This is a genomic window from Leptospira alstonii serovar Sichuan str. 79601 (assembly GCF_000347175.1).
GTDB lineage: Bacteria > Spirochaetota > Leptospiria > Leptospirales > Leptospiraceae > Leptospira > Leptospira alstonii.
Map to the genome: position 1 here is coordinate 41,270 of NZ_ANIK01000034.1, position 16,084 is coordinate 57,353.

The following is a 16,084-nucleotide window of genomic DNA, read 5'->3' on the forward strand; positions in this document are numbered from 1 at the left end:
TAGAATGAAGATAAAGAACGTCCATTTCAAACGAAGCGGTTTCACCTTGATCGAACTTTCGATCGTGGTCATGATTTTGGGCGTGATTTTTACGGGAATTTTTTCGACGTATTATACAGCTCTTAAAATTTCCAGGGAATCCTCTTCTCCCGAAGGCGCGGCAAAAAGGGACATTCTTCTTGCGATGGAGAACGTCCGGAGTACGATTGCGATGACATACTTTCATCAAACGCAGAGAAGATTGATTTTTATCGGTAAAAGCGAAGGAAGAGGAGTAGATCGTAAGGATCGTCTGGATTTTGCGGCCACTCATCCTAATTCCGAGGAGACTTCCATGCCGGAGGTGCGGGAAGTTTCTTTCTACTTAAAACCTATGACCGATAATTCCAATTATAACGTTCTTATCCGAAGAGAGGACGAAATGGTGGATCGTTATCCGAAATCGGGAGGAACCGAATATACGTTATTGACCCACGTAGAAAGTTTTCAACTCAAGTATTCTAGGACCGGGGCGAAATGGGAAGAAGAGTGGGATTCCAAACTCGCAAAAGCCATTCCTAGACTCATTCGAGTAGAGCTGATCGTAAACTCCGGAAAAAAGGAGGTCCGTTATGAAACTCTCGCGTTTCCGGGCATTCTTTTTAAGTAATATTCAAATTTTATTGAATTCCATTCGGAGAATTTTTTCGCCTTTTTTTATGGCGCGGATCCGTCGCCGAAACGTTTTATTTGAAATCGAAAACAAACACGCAAAAACATCTTTGTCCTATTCATCCGGACTAAAAGTTGGAAAATCCAGAGAAGGTTTTATGGTCGTGATTCTCGTAATGGCGATCGGAACCGCATCGTTTTATACCGCCACCGAATTCGGAGAACGTTCCTTAGGCGAAAGGAGAGTGGCTCAGGCGGCGGCGGACGGATTTAGGGCGCTTCTTCTGGCAAAGGCGGGTTTTCAGGGAGCCTTGGGGGCGCTCAAAAAAATTCCGGAGGAGTATCTTTACAAAAGCGGAATCGCACTCAATCCTCCTCCTTTGCCGTTGGGAGGCGGAACCATTTATTATAAGATCAGTTCCGAAGACGGAAAGATCAATCTGAATTCTCTCTTGAACCAAGACGACAATCAGCAGAATCTACGTTCCGTAGAAATGCTTTCTAGACTTTTCGATCAATTCGGTATCAAACGGGAAAAAATTTTTCCGATCTTCGACTGGTTGGACACCGATCTTCAGGAAACGGGCGGGGGCGCTGAAGACGGATATTACTCATCGCTAAAACCGCCTCGGAAGAATAAGAATTCCTTTATGTATTCTCTTTCCGAACTTGTTTCTATAAAAGGATTCGACAGAGCGACGGTTTACGGTTCTCTAAAACCGGCGGATTTCGATCAAAAATATTCCAAAGCGTTTCAGTCGGAGGAGGAAAGGGCCTTGATCGGAGATAGCGATTTTGTCTTGGCGAATAACATAACCGCATACGTTCCCTCCGGACAAAACTCGGACGATAGAATCAACTTGAACGGCGCGCCATACTTTGTTTTGATGTCTTTATCCGATTTTATGACTAAACAGGCCGCCATGAGAATTCTTAAATTCAAATTGGAACGGGGCGGTTTTATCAAAGAACTGAAGGATCTGGAAAAATTTCAGGAATTTCAAATTCCGACCGCAGGCGGATTGACTCTTTATAAGGAACTTGCGGGAGAAGGAACGGACGTCTCCGGCGGAAGAGTAAAAACCAAAGGAGAAATTTTTAGAATCGTAGCCGTAGGTCAAGTGGGGAATACAATTCGCAGAATCACCGGTATTTTCGATCTAACCAACAACCAAATGCTTTATTACATGGAAGATTAAAGACAGATGTTTATTTACGATCAATTTCTCACAATCGATTACGGAACGAGTACGATCAAGGGCGTTCTCTTTCAAAAAGTTCTGGGAAAGTTAAGTATTTTACGTTCCGAGATCATGAGTATATCTCATGGAGAAGAGGACGAATACAGACACAATATTCTGCGCTTCATCAATTCCTATTTTCCCGGCGAAACGAGCGTTGTTTTGAATCTTCCCCTGGACCGTCTTTTTGTACGCGAACTTCATATTCCTCTCACGACTATAAAAGCGATTCGGGAAGTGATCCCGTTCGAAGTGGAAAATAGAATTCCGTTTCCGATGGAAACGGTGGAAGTAACGGGAAATATCTGGAGAATCGATCAGGAAAAATCGGACGTGATCGCGTATTCGGCGCACCACAGCGAATTGGATTTTATCACCGCGCCTTTTTTCGAAAGTAATATTGTATTTAGAGGTTTGTTCGTGGATTCGGTCAGCCTTTCTTCCGTCATCTCCGAACATTCCAACAAAGAAATCACTTTTAAGAATTGCGCCCAAGTTGACATAGGTGGACGGGTTACGATCTTAAATCTATTGTGCGAAGGAAAAGTCGCTCATACGAGATACATTTCCGTGGGAGGGGACACTCTTACGGACCAGATCGCTTCCGATCTTAAGATTCCTTTTGAAAAAGCGGAAGCCATCAAACTTTCTCTTCAATTCGAACCTTTTGCGACGGAGGAAGACGGTCTCAATCTGTTCGCTAAAGAATTCAAACTCAAAACGACCGATATCAAAAAGGCGTTTCAAACTGCGGCAAAATTTGCGGAAAAACTTTCGTCCGAAATTCACAGAAGTATCGTATCTATGAGCGAAACCGAAAGGCCGGAGGTTTTATATCTTTCGGGAGGCGGAAGTAAGATCCGTGGAATTGAATCTTTTTTAGGAGATTCGTTGGGACTTATGGTTCGTAGATACGATTTTCTGTCTTTGAACGGGGATACGTTTTCTACCTGTTTGGGAATGGGTTATCATTTCGGATTTCCGAAAAAAGATAAGATCGATTTTATCGATACTCCTCACGTTAAACGAATCAATAAGAACATTCTAAATTTCGAACAGTTTAGACCGCATTTGATTTTTTCGGGGATTTCCTTGTTCATTTTGATTACGGTTTTTTTCGTAGGAATCGTAATCGATAAACGCAAACTCAGCGCTAGCGATAAAATGCTCGCCGAAAAATTCCAGAGAGGTTTCGGTACAACCGTCCCCGAAGACGTGGATATATTAGAATATGCTGCTAAACTCAAGAACGACGAAAAGAAAAAGACCGAGATTTACAGATTGTATTTGAGTAAACCGAGCATTCTTGACATTCTATTCGAACTTTCCATGAACTTTCCCTCTTCCGATATGCAACCTTTTCAGTTGGATCAGTTCGATTACGATCAGGATCTTGTCAAAATCGGCGGAAGAGTGAACGAGTTCAGTGAAATCGGCGTCGTACAAAGATCCTTGGAAAAATCTCCGATGTTTAAGGATATAGAGATTGCGGATAAAAAATTGATGCAAGGCGTCAAAAACCATAAAGTATCCTTCGTCATTAAGATGAAAGTCACCAATAAACCAGTTTCTGCGGAGGAATCGTTTTAAGACCGCCATGCTTGATAAATTAGAGCCCAGAGAAAGACTCATCGTACTCGGAGGAATCGGGGCGATTCTTTTGCTGATCGTATTTATGACGATCCGTAAAGTGGTAACTCTCCGTCAAGGTCTGACCGAAAGTGTTCAGGATTCGAGAACCGCACCCGTAAAACTGGATAAGATTATCCAAGAGTTCAACGACTTCAGATCCTTGGATTCTTCCGGAGGTGAAGCCGACGTAAGCGCCGTCTATGCGAAGTTAGATGAGATTATTGTAAGATACGGATTGAAGGAAAAAATTTCGACGATGAAGGATTTCAATTCGATCGAAGATAAGAAATACAACCGGATTACGATCGATATCAATTTTCGATCCGTTACCTTGGACAACATATTTCGGCTGATCTACGATATAGAAAAGAACAAGATGATTAACGCCAGAGTGGAATATTTGAATTTTAAGAAGCCGTTTCAAGGAAAGGAAGTTTATGATGTAAATCTGAAACTCTCCACCTATAGTCGCGTGGCGGGCGCAAAACGATGAAAAAAGAAAAAGAGTTTCAGGAAGAGACGGCGCTTACTCGCGAAGAGGAAGAGTTCTTAACTCTTGAATTGCAAGAGGAAGAGGAGGAAGCCGCACCTAGATTTACGCTGAAACAAAAATTAATCCTCATCGGAACCGGAGTATTTTCTTTTCTCATCTTTACGATCTGGTTGTTTCCTTTGGATGAAATCATTCGAAGTTCTTTAAATTCTTCTTCCGCTAAAACGGGGACGATCGTCAATTTCAGGGATCTGAGTATTTCGCTTTTGGGAAACATCACTCTGGATACTCTCGAAATCACGACATCTTCCAATCTTAAAATCAAAACGGAAGAGGCGGTTCTGAAAACCTCCCTAATCGGTTTGATTAAGAAAAAATTCGACGGTAAGTTTAAACTGGTTTCCTTAAAGATCGATACGGAAAACGGACCTTTGGCGAAAATCCGCAACTTTGAGGGCCAGGGAAAATTTGATAACTTAGACCAGGGCTTAACGAGAATGAACGGCAGTTTGGATTTGGAAATCCCGGCCGGGTCGTCTTCGGGCATGATTCAAGAACTTCCTGAAATCCCTCTTTTAGGCGAACTAAAAAATATCACGATTAAAAAGTTTCTTACAAAAGTGAATCTTCAAGGCGGGAATCTCATTTTCAACGATTTTACGTTAGACACATCGATCGCTCGTTTTGATATCACGGGAAACATTCGTTTATCGGAGAGCATGTCCTTTTCTCAGTTGAATCTTAGAATCTGTCTGGAACTGGATCGCAATTTTGCGTTGGAAAGACAGGACATAGCGGATATGCTTACTCTTTTGGAAAAACAAAGCGGGGCCAAGTGTATTCCCGTTTTGGGAACCGTCAACAAACCGGAAGTGAAAGTTCCAGGACTAACCGGGCCACCTGCACCGGGAACTCCTTAAGTTTGAAACCACCGGACTTGGTTAAGAAACAAATTGTATCGTTATCTTGATCGATTCAAAATCCAATAGTATTCAAAAGATATTAGATCATGGATGCTGATTGGAAAAAGATTCTATCGCTTATCATAGGGATTTACTTTTCGTATTTAAGCGAAACGATGTCGGAGTCGAACGCTTTGCGCTGGAAGGACGGAGAAATCGTCGTAAAAGGTAAGGCTTATAATCGGCAGATCTATTTCAAACACGGAAAGATAACAAGAAAACTGAGTCACTTTGCAAACTGGGAAAATTTAGACAAATTATTTCTATCGCCTGATAAAAAAGAGTTAGTCGTTTATCACCGGGCCGATAAAGAAAAATTCTATCGTCTAACGCTCTTTCGTTTAGAAAAACGAAATCAGACTTCCATTCGCAGTATTCGACCGGGAATGGCTTGTCACAATCTATTCTGGTATAAGGATAAAATTATATTTGAGACGGGTACTACAGGAGGCGGGACATATCTTACCTACTATGATAAAAATCTCAAAAAAATAAATGAAATCAATTCCTATAATTTTTATATAGATCCTAGTTTAGGAATTGCTCTTGGACAACCGGTCCATGGGCCCGATGACGGAAAATTTTGGATTTATAGTTTACATTCAGGTAAAGTGATTGAAACTTTCGATTACAAAAAAGAGATGAATGGGCTTTACCAAGTCACAGACTTAAAAAAGATCGATGATAGACGATTTGAAATTCAGATTCAAGGAATGGGTAGAGACTTTAGAAAAACGTTTATTAAGAATTTCTCACAAAATTTCAAAAGGAAAGTGCAGTAGTTCCTATACTTGGAATCTTTTGAACAAATTTTTAACCAATAAGTTACTACTAATTATATCTCTTCGGTTTGTTTTATAGTTTTGAATCGATACAGAATTGGCTTCATAGCGGGAATATGTATTTTAATGAATAAAGGTTTAAGATCAATTATAGACGTTACGGATTCTTTAATGAAAAACGACGTTTCCGGTGCTAAAGAAATCGTCGATACTCATTATCCGCACAGATCCATTTCATATAACAAAAGAAAGTTATCCGCCTTTGAAAAACTGAGTTTATTTATCCGGGATGGATTTATAGATCGTTATACCGGCGATCAGCTTATATTTCCGAATGTTCTCAGATTGATTTCATTCAATTTGACTACATCCTTTCCGTATCATACAAATTGGAAAATGTCCGAATGCCATATTGCCTATTGGGAATTTATACCAACCTGCGATCATATTGTTCCAATAGCGAAAGATGGTTCTGATTCCTATGAAAATTTAGTGACTACTTCTATGAAGAATAATTTATTGAAATCTAATTCTTTAATCGCAGAGATCGGATTTTCGATTCACGAAAAAGGAAATCTTGAAAATTGGAATGGTCTAATCGACTGGTATAAATCCTACATTCAAGATAGATCCATAGAATTTTTTGACGATTCGATGAAAAGATGGCATAATGCTTTGATTCGCTATGAAAAAGAAAACGGTGAAATATAAGAAAAACTAAAATTTTTATCCCAATAAAATTCAAAAAGAACAAAAGCTACTTTCGGAAAATTGAAATCAACTGCGAGTGGTTTTGAAAGTTATTGGAGACAGGCGGGTATTTGCTTTTATAGGAATTGTGATGATATGTTTGTTCATTTGATTGGCGGAACGGAAATTATATTCTTTATATGGATAGTTTATGGATTTATTATATTAAATAATAGTAATTTACTAACAATAAATCCGGTATTTTCAGGATTGTTTATTTTTCGAAGGATTCTTTTCTTGTAACTCCGGCGATAATCAAATCCACAATAGCGTCGTAAGGTTCCGAAGAAGATAGGCCACGGGCTAAGATCAAACCGCCTTCCAGAGCCGCTATGATACCCACTCCCGCCAATTTCGCCTTATCCGGTTCAAGACCCGCATTCGATAAAGTGAATTCGATTGCTTTGCTCCAACGAGAGAACGCGTTTGCTACCGCATCGCGTACGACCGGCGACTGAGAATGTCCCTCGATAGCGGTTGCCGCAACAGGGCAACCCACCTGCCATTTTGAATTTTCCGGTATCATTCGAAAAACGGACGCAATTCTCCGAATCACGTCAACAACATTTCGTCCCTTTTTACCAGCACGAAGGATACTCGCTTCCGCAAGAACGGCGGCCTCATCAATTGCCAAACAAATCAATTCGTCCTTCCCGCCCGGAAAATGATGATAAATGGAACCCCTTGAAGTTTCCGCTACCGTAACCACTTCCATAAGGCCCGTTGCGGCTACTCCCTTTGTTTGAATCAGTTTACGAGCCGCAGTTATCATCTCTTGTTTCGTGCGAGCTATTTTTTGCATTTCATCATTCTTCTCCCTGAATGGATGTGAGATCGGTGTAAAGAATCTTTATGATATCGAACAGACGTGAAGTAGAACGATTTACTGCGATTTCAGATTCGACAGGTAAATTGCTATACAAATGATCATATTTTTTCATTCACACTTCGTTTGGCAACCCGTAAAGAAATGGTATAAATCGGTATATTCTCCTATATTTCTCTGGGATTTGATAAAATTTTTCTTGAAAATTATGATGATCATCATACACCCTGATTTATACATTACAGGAGATTGTTATGCCACTTGTTCAAATTTTTGTACCAGCCGGATCTTTGTCAGCGGAGATGAAAAGTGATATGATTCAAAAGGTAACGGATGCGGTTGTCGAAGCGGAAGGAAAACCGGTAGTTCGTAGATATACTTGGGTGCATATTAACGAAGTCCCGGACGGAGGTTGGGGAATGTCCGGAAAAGCGGTTACTTTGGACTCGATGAAAAAATCGATCGAAAAAGCGGAATAAGCTTACAATACGAGAGGAACAGGATGAACCGAGTTCTCACATACCTTTCACCGGGAGAGTTAGATTGGCGTGAAATGCCAAAACCCATATTGTTACACCCGGAAGACGCAATCGTTCGCCCGGTGGCGTCGTCGACTTGCGATTTGGATGTAATGATTATCCAAGGCAAAACTCCTTTTAAAGGTCCTTTTGATATCGGCCACGAATGTATCGGTGAGATAGTGGAGATCGGAGAAGGAGTAAGGCAGTTTTATCCGGGGCAGTTAGTCGTTGTTAGTTGGCATATTTCTTGCGGTCAATGCCACAGATGTCGACGAGGATTGATGAATACCTGCGCTTCCTATCCTCAAGGTGCGATGTTCGGTATGTCCGTGGGCGGCAAATGGGGCGGTTTTTTTTCGGATTATATTCGTGTGCCAAATGCAAATGCGACGCTATTCGGGTTGCCGCCGGGAATCAACCCCTCCCACGTCGCAAGTCTAAGCGATAATATCCCTTTCGGCTACGAGTTAACTGTGCCTCATCTTTCTCGTAATTGCGGAGCCGACGTATTGATTATGGGCGGCGCCGGTTCCATCGGACTGTTTGCGGCTGCCTATGCGAAGGCCGCTGGAGCGGGATCCGTTGACTATGTTGATACAAACAAAATGCGATTGGAAATCGCCGGAAAACTAGGAGCTAATCCGATTGAAAGCGCCCCTAGACAACGTATCGGCAAACGTCCCGGCAGATATCCCATCACGGTTGATGCGAGTGCTTCGGCGGAAGGCCTTTTATGTGCAATTCGTTCTACGGAACCTGAGGGTTATTGCTCCAGTATCGGTGGACACTTTGGAGAAATTGCATTTCCGATGTTAGACATGTATGCGAAGGGTTTGCACTTCTACACGGGGCGTGGAATGGGCAGACCTAACTTTGAAGCGGCTGTTGATTTCATTACCAGCGGAAGAGTAAAACCGGAACTAATGGTTACTGAAGTGAGAGCGTTTGACGATGCCCCTCAGGTTTTGCGTGATCCTTCCATGAAGCCGGTATTAGTTCGACCAAGCATTCTCTCGAAGGTTTTCCAACCCAAAATATAGATAACGCGAGTTCCCTTTCGGGACAGAACCTTATATCAAACGCACGTTAAAAAGTAAAAAGGCCTGAACGGTAAACCCATTCAGGCCTTTTCCAAAACTCACTCGAAATCCCGATTCAGAATCTCAGAGAAGAATTGTTTTTCGTTTTATCTTATCCGATCAAGAACATCCCGTGGTGGATCCGCAGGACATACACTTCAGACAAGATCCGTTACGCACCATCTCAAAAGATCCACACTCGGAACAAGAATCGCCGGTATAACCTTTGATCCTTGCGAGTTTGACTTCTTCCAAAAGGGCGATTCCCGTAGGAGGGGACGTGGGTCTTTCTTTGGAAATCATTTGAGAATAGGAAATCGTTTCCACTTCCTTTTTCGGAGCGGGTTCCGCGATCGTTGCCGTCGGGCCGACCGTTTCCTTTTCAAGGCCGTTCGATTCCGCTGTCGCGCGTTTGGAACCGATTTCGTCGCCTCTTAAGTCTTCCGGAGCTACCTGTCCAAGATCATATCTTCCGAGGTAAGTAATCGCCAATTCTCTAAAGATATAATCGATTACGGAAGTACTCATCTTAATATGTTTGTTTCCGGAAACGATTCCATTAGGCTCAAACTTGAAGAAGGTAAACGCGTCCACGTATTCTTCCAAAGGAACTCCGTGTTGTAATCCTAGAGAAACGGAGATCGCAAACGCGTTCATCAAACTTCTAAAGGCGGCTCCTTCCTTGTGCATATCGATAAAAATTTCTCCGATCTGACCGTCTTCGTACTCGCCGGTTCTTAAATAAACCTTGTGACCGCCTACGATCGCTTTCTGAGTATATCCCGCTCTTCTGCTCGGGAGTTTTCTACGATGAGAAATATATTTTGTGATCACCTTTTCCGCGATCTGAACCGGATCTCTGGAAATCATCGCTTCTCTGACTTCTTCCTGATCGTCCACTTCGATTCCATTCAAAAGTTCTAATACGGAATTAAGCGGTTGGGAAAGTTTGGATCCGTCTCTATAAAGAGCGTTTGCTTTGATCATCATTTTCCAAGAGAGGAAGTATGCGTTTTTGATATCTTCCACAACCGCGTCTTCGGGTAGGTTGATGGTTTTGGAGATCGCACCACTGATAAAAGGTTGAGCCGCCGCCATTGTGCGAATATGAGATTCGTAAGAGAGGAATCTCTTTCCGTACTTTCCGCATTTGTTCGCGCAGTCAAAAACCGGATAATTCTTTTCCTTCAAGAAAGGAGCGTTTTCGATCGTCATCGTCCCACAAACGTAATCGTTCGCTTTGTTGATATCTTCTTTGGTAAAACCGAGGTGCTCCAAAAGAGAAAAGCCGGGAGTGTCGTAAACATCCTTGGCTATTCCTAAGTTTTTAGTTAGGAAGTTTTCTCCCAAATTAAACTTATTGAATGCGAAGTTGATATCGAATGCAAGAGGAAGAGAGGCTTCCACTTTTTCAAGAATTTCGTTTGTAAAACCTTTTTCCTTTAGGGTTTGTGTATTGATTACGGGCGCCCCATTCAAAGTCGCGTAACCTTTACAATAATTTACGATCGCTTCGATTTCAGAAGGAGAATAACCTAGTTTTTTTAGACCGAAAGGAACGGATTGGTTGATGATTTTGAAATAACCGCCGCCCGCCAGTTTTTTGAACTTCACAAGGGCGAAGTCGGGTTCGATCCCCGTTGTATCACAATCCATCACAAGTCCGATGGTTCCCGTCGGCGCGATCACCGTAACCTGTGCGTTTCTAAATCCGTATTTTTCACCGAGAGAAAGCGCCAAGTCCGAATCTTCTTGCGCTGCCTTGAGCATATAAGAAGGGCAGAACGCAGGATTGATTCCGACGGGAGTGATGGTTAAACCTTCGTAGTCTCCGGAAGGCGCGTTGTACGCAGCTCTTCGGTGATTACGGACCACGCGAAGCATATGGTTTTTATTCTTTTCGTAACCCGCGAACGGACCTTGTTCTTTCGCCATTTCCGCGGATGTAGCGTATGCGGTCATATGCATGATAGAAGAGATTGCACCTGTAATCGCCATCGCTTCTTGGGAATCGTAAGGAATTCCGAGAATCATCAAAATGGAGCCGAGGTTCGCATAGCCCAGTCCTAACGTGCGGAATTTATAAGAGAGTTCGGCGATTTCCTTGGAAGGGAACTGAGCCATAGTCACTGAGATTTCAAGAATGATGGTCCAGAGTCTACAGAGATAACGGAAACCCTCTACGTCGAAGTTCAACGTTTCGAGGTTCACAAATTTTTGCAAGTTCGCGGACGCGAGGTTACAAGCCGTGTTATCCAAAAACATATATTCGGAGCAGGGGTTCGATGCGTTGATCGAGCCGTCTTCCGGACAAGTATGCCATTCGTTGATGGTGGTATGATATTGAGTTCCCGGATCCGCGCTTGCCCAAGCCGCATAGGAAATTTTTTCCCAGAGTTCTCTGGCTCGGAGAGTTTGGGAAGGTTTCGCCTTACGTCCTTCCGATTTTGCCTTTTCCTTTTCGGTTCTAAAATATAGATTCCAAGGTTGATCTTGTTCCACCGCGGTCATGAATTCGTTCGTCAAACGAACGGAGTTATTGCTGTTCTGACCGGATACGGTATTGTAAGCGTCCGACTGCCAATCGGTGGTCAATTCTTCAAAAAGAATTTCCTTGTATCCTTGTTTGGCAAGGTCGATCACACGTTTGATGTAGTTGTCCGGAATCAGAACTTTCTTCGCTTCTAAAATGGTTTTCTTTAACGCGGAGTTTTTTTTCGGTTCGAAACGATCCTCTCCTTCCATTTCATAACAAGCGGATATAATCGCATTGAGATGACGGTTGTTCAACATGGAACCGGTTACGAGAGAAGCGACCTTCTTTTCTTCGGTCACTTTCCAATCGATAAAACTTTCGATATCCGGATGATCCACATCCAGACAAACCATCTTAGCGGCGCGGCGGGTTGTTCCGCCGGACTTAATCGCACCGGCGGCGCGGTCACCGATCTTTAAGAAACTCATCAGACCGGAACTTTTTCCTCCTCCGGAAAGAGGTTCGTTTTCTCCTCTGAGATTGGAGAAGTTGGTTCCGGTTCCGGAACCGTATTTAAAAAGACGAGCTTCCCGCACCCAAAGATCCATGATACCGCCGTCATTGACGAGATCGTCGTCCACACTTTGGATAAAACAAGCGTGGGGTTGAGGGTGTTCATACGCGGAAGCGGATTTGACAAGTTTACCGGTGGCGGGGTCCACGTAATAGTGGCCTTGGGATTTTCCGTCGATTCCATACGCCCAGTTTAAACCGGTGTTAAACCATTGCGGAGAATTCGGAGCCGCCATTTGAGTCGCGAGCATATATACGATTTCATCATAGAAAACCTTTGCGCTTTCCTCATCGGAGAAGTATTTATATTTGTATCCCCAATAAGTCCAACAACCGGCGAGTCTATGAAAAACTTGAAGTGCGCTAGTTTCTCCTGCGAAACGATCTTCCGGTTTTAGAGATTCCAATTTTTCCGTATCGGGAATCGATTTTTGCAGCCATTCCGGAATTTCGTCTTCTTGCACTTTTTTGAGATACTTGGGAACACCTTTTCTTCGGAAATATTTCTGCGCCAAAATATCGACGGCAACCTGAGACCAATCTTCCGGAACGAGGATATCATTTGACTCGAAAACTTTGGATCCGTCCGGATTGGTAATTCTGGAATTTCGTTTTGCCCACCGAACTGTGGACGATTTTCCGTTTTGGGGAACGGTAAAATGTCGATTTATCTTCATAAATTTTTTCTCTGACTCCATAACACTGGTAAGAAGGGATTATGTCACTCTAAGAGAGAGGAAAAATGATCCAAAGCTTTTTTCACTCTTCCTCTTTCAAAGGTTCAAAATTTTTCCTTTAAAAAGTTGGAAAAAGACGTCGCAATGAGACAAATTGAGATTGCGTCCGTACCCCTTTTTGAAAATATAGGCCTGACTACCGAGGATACTCCCCTTTAGCTCAGTCGGTAGAGCAAGTGACTGTTAATCACTGGGTCGCTGGTTCGAGCCCAGCAGGGGGAGCCAACTTTTTGTCTTTTCGGCCTAAATTCCGTTTTTCCTTTCTTTTGGTTCTTTTTAGACGGACCACTCTTCGTTTCGTTTTTAAAAAACCCCCTTTTTGTTTAGTGTTTTTTCAAAAACGATTCCAAAAATTCGAAGAATTTTCTCGGAAGTCCATTGGAATCCGGTTTTCATACCCGAGTTGAATCGTATAAATCGAAAAAACGGCACAGAACATTCTAAAAAAAGAATATTCCGTTTATAAAATGTAGATCGGTAGGCGTCCTATCCGAATATCGAACCCAGATTCATGGCAGATTCGAATCGTTGACTTCAAAAGAGTTGTTGAAAAATTAATTCTCCATCTGTTTCCGTTTTATTGAAATGGTCGATTGAAACAATTTTGTTGATCTCCACACGAAATTTTTCAACAACTCTAAAGTTTTCGCTGATATACTTAAAACAGATCTTCCGTATCGATTAAAGGAGCATTTTTTGTTTCAGGAGCTGTTTTGGATTCTCCGCGAAAACCGGTTTTGTTCGTCTTTTTGGATTCGTCTTTGGTAAGGGCTTCTATCTTTCCTTCTGCGGTATCTAAAATTCCCTGACAGATTTTTTTGAGTTCCATTCCTCTTTCATAAGCCTTGAGAGATTCTTCCAAACTGAAATCCTGACGTTCCAGTTTTTCGGCGATCTGTTCGAGCTCCATCAGAGCGTCTTCGAATGAAATTTTTGATTTTGCTTCCGCCATCTTATTTTCCTTTTCTGATCACTTGCATCGTTCCGCCCGAAAGTAAAACTTGCAATTCTTCTTCCGGTTTTGTTTCGTCCGGAGATCGTATGATTTTTCCCTTTTCGTTTCTAAGGATCGAATATCCCCGTTTCATCGTGGCCGCAGGAGACAGATCCTCCACCTTTGTGGTCCAAAATTCCGCCTTTTGTTTTTTATGGAAAAGAATATTCTGAATTCTGGATGTAAGATTATCGTATCGTTCCAATCGAACGCGTGCCAGATCCAGTTTGTTGGATAACGCCTTTTGCAATCGGATTCCGATTTCATCCACTCTCTGGTTTCTCTGATTGAGAAGTTGCATCGGTTCCTTAAAAATAAACTTTCCGGACAAAAGCCTGAGTTTGTCCTTGCTGGAAGAAACTCTTGCAAGTAGGGAGGTTTTAAGCCTTCCTTCCAATTGGGATAAGAATTGAAGCACGTCTTCTTCTTTGGGAACCGCGTATTCAGCCGCCGCCGTAGGAGTCGGAGTAAAATAATCCGCCGCAAAGTCGCTTAACAAAACGTCGGTTTGGTGGCCCACCGCGGAAATGATCGGAACCCTCGAATTTGCGTAGGCTCGTACCACCTTCTCGTCGTTAAACGCCATCAGATCCTCGAAACTTCCTCCTCCTCGTCCCGCGATGATCACGTCGACTTCCCAATCGGGGCGATTCAGTTCTTCGATGGCTGCAACGATAGAATTCGGCGCTTCCTCACCTTGAACGACACAAGGCGCGATGAGAATGTTGATCCCCGGAAAACGGGAACGGGCTATTTTGATGATGTCTTCGATCGCCGCGCCGGAAGGAGAGGTCGCGATTCCGAGCGTTTTGGGAAAGGAAGGAATTCTTCTTTTTTTTTCCGGATCAAAAATTCCCTCAGAGGCAAGTTTTTGTTTGAGTCTTTCGATTTGGAGGAGAATATCTCCCTGTCCCAATTCTTCCACTCGGGTTACGTTGAGATTGTAAGAACCTCCCGCCTCGTAGAGTGTGATCGTTCCATAGACCTGGATTTCTTTTCCGTCGGAGAGCGGTTTTCCGGAATAATTCTTATTCGCGTAGTTGAAAAAGGTGCATCGAATGAGCGAATTGGAATCTTTGAGAGAAAAGTAAATATGCCCCGAACTCGCCTTGCTGTAATTGGAAATTTCTCCTCGGACCCAGATATTTTTTAAATCCTTGGATCCGGCGATCAGGTTCTTGAGAATCCTCGTAACTTCCGAAACGGAAAGAGGTTTGGAATCTTCCAACGTTTATCGATGTCCCTTGTTCAAAATCAATTCCCGGCGATAGAGTTTCCAAAAATCCCATAGAATGACGACTAACGTGACCGTGACCGGACCAACGACCAATCCCATAATTCCGAATTCTTTGATTCCTCCGATCAACGACAGAAAGATCAATAGGGGATGTACCTGTAGTTTTTTATCCAACATTCTCGGTTTTACGAAATTTTCCAGAACGATATAAAAGAAAAGTCCGCTTCCCATAAAAAAGACGGCCATCATCGGATTGTTTTCCAAAAAGAGAATGTAAAGTCCGATCGGAAGCCAAACCACGGAAGTCCCGACAACCGGGATGATGGAAAAGAACGCGGCCAAACTCGCGTATAAGAACGGACTCGAAATTCCCGCGATCAAAAGAAGAATATAAATCGCCGCTCCTTGCAGAATCGATATGATTAGATTTCCCCGAATTACGGTTTGAACCGCGGAAGTTAGTTTTCTTCCGACTTGTTCTTCCAACTGCTTGGAAAAGGGAAGGTTGTCCAAAATGAATCGTTCCACTTTTTTTCCGTCTTGATAGAGAAAGAACAACACCAATAGCGCGAAGAAAAGATTCATAAGAATTCCGGTCGGCAATTCTATGTTTCCTAGGATAAAAGAGGACGCGTTGCTGAGAATTCCGTAGATGCTGTCCAAGTTTAGAATATCCACGTAGTTTTCCGCAAATTCTCCGTAAATTTCGGGGACCTTTACCCAAAAGAATTCGCTGTCCGTGATAAAATCGGTAAGCATCGCGAAGTTCATCAGGGTTTCGATAATCTTGTCTTCGCTTAACGAAATTCTCAATTTAAAAAGAATGGAAAGCGCCTCTCCGATCAAAGTACGGATTACGAAATAGGACGGAACAAGGACGATCATAGACACGAGAGAAATCATAATCCACGGAACGAGCCACTGAAAATTCTCCCCAAAATATCCTTTTAAAAGCTTATGCGGTCTTCGTGTGGCCAAATACAAGATCAACGCCATCAGAGAAGAATAGAGATAGGGTCTAAAAACCAAAAAGAAAACTCCGATCGCAAGTACGAATAAGATGGAAAAAAAAACGAGGAACGTATATTTTCCGGGTTCCGGGTTGATATGAATCGGTTCGATCATAACTT

General features: G+C 42.7%; 13 protein-coding genes, 1 tRNA gene and 1 pseudogene. 10 read left to right on the forward strand and 5 right to left on the reverse strand.

Going from position 1 to position 16,084, the window contains the following annotated elements:
• Nucleotides 1–4 precede the first annotated feature (4 nt).
• From LEP1GSC194_RS08000 to LEP1GSC194_RS22580, 7 genes are all read left to right on the forward strand, one after another.
• Nucleotides 5–649: a type II secretion system protein GspJ gene (locus LEP1GSC194_RS08000; RefSeq protein WP_020773143.1), complete on the forward strand. Its 645-nt coding sequence runs from the start codon at nt 5–7 to the stop codon at nt 647–649.
• Nucleotides 612–1,850, forward strand: a complete 1,239-nt coding sequence (locus LEP1GSC194_RS08005) for a type II secretion system minor pseudopilin (protein ID WP_036041780.1) — start codon at nt 612–614, stop codon at nt 1,848–1,850. The genes LEP1GSC194_RS08000 and LEP1GSC194_RS08005 overlap by 38 nt, the downstream gene beginning before the upstream one ends.
• A gap of 6 nt (nt 1,851–1,856) precedes the next feature.
• Entirely contained in the window at nt 1,857–3,482 is a 1,626-nt protein-coding gene (locus tag LEP1GSC194_RS08010) for a cell division FtsA domain-containing protein (protein WP_020773171.1), read from the forward strand.
• Between the two features lie 7 nt (nt 3,483–3,489).
• Nucleotides 3,490–4,017 (forward strand): hypothetical protein, encoded by a 528-nt coding sequence (locus LEP1GSC194_RS08015; protein WP_020773107.1) that lies wholly within the window; start codon nt 3,490–3,492, stop codon nt 4,015–4,017.
• Nucleotides 4,014–4,937, forward strand: a complete 924-nt coding sequence (gene gspN, locus LEP1GSC194_RS08020) for a type II secretion system protein GspN (protein WP_020773106.1) — start codon at nt 4,014–4,016, stop codon at nt 4,935–4,937. The genes LEP1GSC194_RS08015 and gspN overlap by 4 nt, the downstream gene beginning before the upstream one ends.
• A gap of 89 nt (nt 4,938–5,026) precedes the next feature.
• Entirely contained in the window at nt 5,027–5,761 is a 735-nt protein-coding gene (locus LEP1GSC194_RS08025) for a hypothetical protein (RefSeq protein WP_020773175.1), read from the forward strand.
• A 396-nt stretch (nt 5,762–6,157) separates the two neighbouring features.
• Nucleotides 6,158–6,472, forward strand: a complete 315-nt coding sequence (locus LEP1GSC194_RS22580) for an HNH endonuclease (RefSeq protein WP_173644581.1) — start codon at nt 6,158–6,160, stop codon at nt 6,470–6,472.
• Between the two features lie 243 nt (nt 6,473–6,715).
• Here LEP1GSC194_RS22580 and LEP1GSC194_RS08035 read toward each other — a convergent pair.
• A pseudogene (locus tag LEP1GSC194_RS08035) lies at nt 6,716–7,313 on the reverse strand (TetR/AcrR family transcriptional regulator).
• Between the two features lie 278 nt (nt 7,314–7,591).
• Here LEP1GSC194_RS08035 and LEP1GSC194_RS08040 point away from each other — a divergent pair.
• On the forward strand, nt 7,592–7,816 hold the full coding sequence (locus LEP1GSC194_RS08040) for a tautomerase family protein (RefSeq protein WP_036041782.1): 225 nt from the start codon (nt 7,592–7,594) through the stop codon (nt 7,814–7,816).
• Between the two features lie 23 nt (nt 7,817–7,839).
• Complete coding sequence (locus LEP1GSC194_RS22585) at nt 7,840–8,898, forward strand: zinc-dependent alcohol dehydrogenase (protein WP_020773172.1); 1,059 nt, start codon at nt 7,840–7,842, stop codon at nt 8,896–8,898.
• 159 nt (nt 8,899–9,057) lie between these two features.
• Here LEP1GSC194_RS22585 and LEP1GSC194_RS08050 read toward each other — a convergent pair whose 3' ends face one another.
• Nucleotides 9,058–12,663 (reverse strand): vitamin B12-dependent ribonucleotide reductase, encoded by a 3,606-nt coding sequence (locus LEP1GSC194_RS08050; protein WP_020773147.1) that lies wholly within the window; start codon nt 12,661–12,663, stop codon nt 9,058–9,060.
• A 209-nt stretch (nt 12,664–12,872) separates the two neighbouring features.
• Here LEP1GSC194_RS08050 and LEP1GSC194_RS08055 point away from each other — a divergent pair.
• Nucleotides 12,873–12,948, forward strand: a tRNA-Asn gene (locus LEP1GSC194_RS08055).
• A 433-nt stretch (nt 12,949–13,381) separates the two neighbouring features.
• On the opposite strand, the gene LEP1GSC194_RS08060 is transcribed toward LEP1GSC194_RS08055, so the two are convergent.
• From LEP1GSC194_RS08060 to LEP1GSC194_RS08070, 3 genes are read right to left on the reverse strand one after another with little or no spacing between them, the layout of a single operon-like run.
• A complete protein-coding gene (locus LEP1GSC194_RS08060) occupies nt 13,382–13,675 on the reverse strand; it encodes an exodeoxyribonuclease VII small subunit (protein WP_020773142.1) in 294 nt (97 codons plus the stop codon).
• Nucleotide 13,676: 1 nt separating this feature from the next.
• Nucleotides 13,677–14,945 carry an exodeoxyribonuclease VII large subunit gene (gene xseA / locus LEP1GSC194_RS08065; RefSeq protein ID WP_020773176.1) on the reverse strand — a complete coding sequence of 423 codons (1,269 nt, stop codon included), beginning with the start codon at nt 14,943–14,945 and terminating at the stop codon, nt 13,677–13,679.
• Between the two features lie 3 nt (nt 14,946–14,948).
• Complete coding sequence (locus LEP1GSC194_RS08070) at nt 14,949–16,079, reverse strand: AI-2E family transporter (RefSeq protein ID WP_020773094.1); 1,131 nt, start codon at nt 16,077–16,079, stop codon at nt 14,949–14,951.
• Nucleotides 16,080–16,084 lie beyond the last annotated feature (5 nt).

Coding starts and splice junctions, on each gene's coding strand:
- LEP1GSC194_RS08000 (WP_020773143.1), top strand. CDS start 5: ATGAAGATAAAGAACGTCCATTTCAAACGAAGCGGTTTCACCTTGATC.
- LEP1GSC194_RS08005 (WP_036041780.1), top strand. CDS start 612: ATGAAACTCTCGCGTTTCCGGGCATTCTTTTTAAGTAATATTCAAATT.
- LEP1GSC194_RS08010 (WP_020773171.1), top strand. CDS start 1,857: ATGTTTATTTACGATCAATTTCTCACAATCGATTACGGAACGAGTACG.
- LEP1GSC194_RS08015 (WP_020773107.1), top strand. CDS start 3,490: ATGCTTGATAAATTAGAGCCCAGAGAAAGACTCATCGTACTCGGAGGA.
- gspN (WP_020773106.1), top strand. CDS start 4,014: ATGAAAAAAGAAAAAGAGTTTCAGGAAGAGACGGCGCTTACTCGCGAA.
- LEP1GSC194_RS08025 (WP_020773175.1), top strand. CDS start 5,027: ATGGATGCTGATTGGAAAAAGATTCTATCGCTTATCATAGGGATTTAC.
- LEP1GSC194_RS22580 (WP_173644581.1), top strand. CDS start 6,158: ATGTCCGAATGCCATATTGCCTATTGGGAATTTATACCAACCTGCGAT.
- LEP1GSC194_RS08040 (WP_036041782.1), top strand. CDS start 7,592: ATGCCACTTGTTCAAATTTTTGTACCAGCCGGATCTTTGTCAGCGGAG.
- LEP1GSC194_RS22585 (WP_020773172.1), top strand. CDS start 7,840: ATGAACCGAGTTCTCACATACCTTTCACCGGGAGAGTTAGATTGGCGT.
- LEP1GSC194_RS08050 (WP_020773147.1), bottom strand. CDS start 12,663: ATGAAGATAAATCGACATTTTACCGTTCCCCAAAACGGAAAATCGTCC.
- LEP1GSC194_RS08060 (WP_020773142.1), bottom strand. CDS start 13,675: ATGGCGGAAGCAAAATCAAAAATTTCATTCGAAGACGCTCTGATGGAG.
- LEP1GSC194_RS08070 (WP_020773094.1), bottom strand. CDS start 16,079: ATGATCGAACCGATTCATATCAACCCGGAACCCGGAAAATATACGTTC.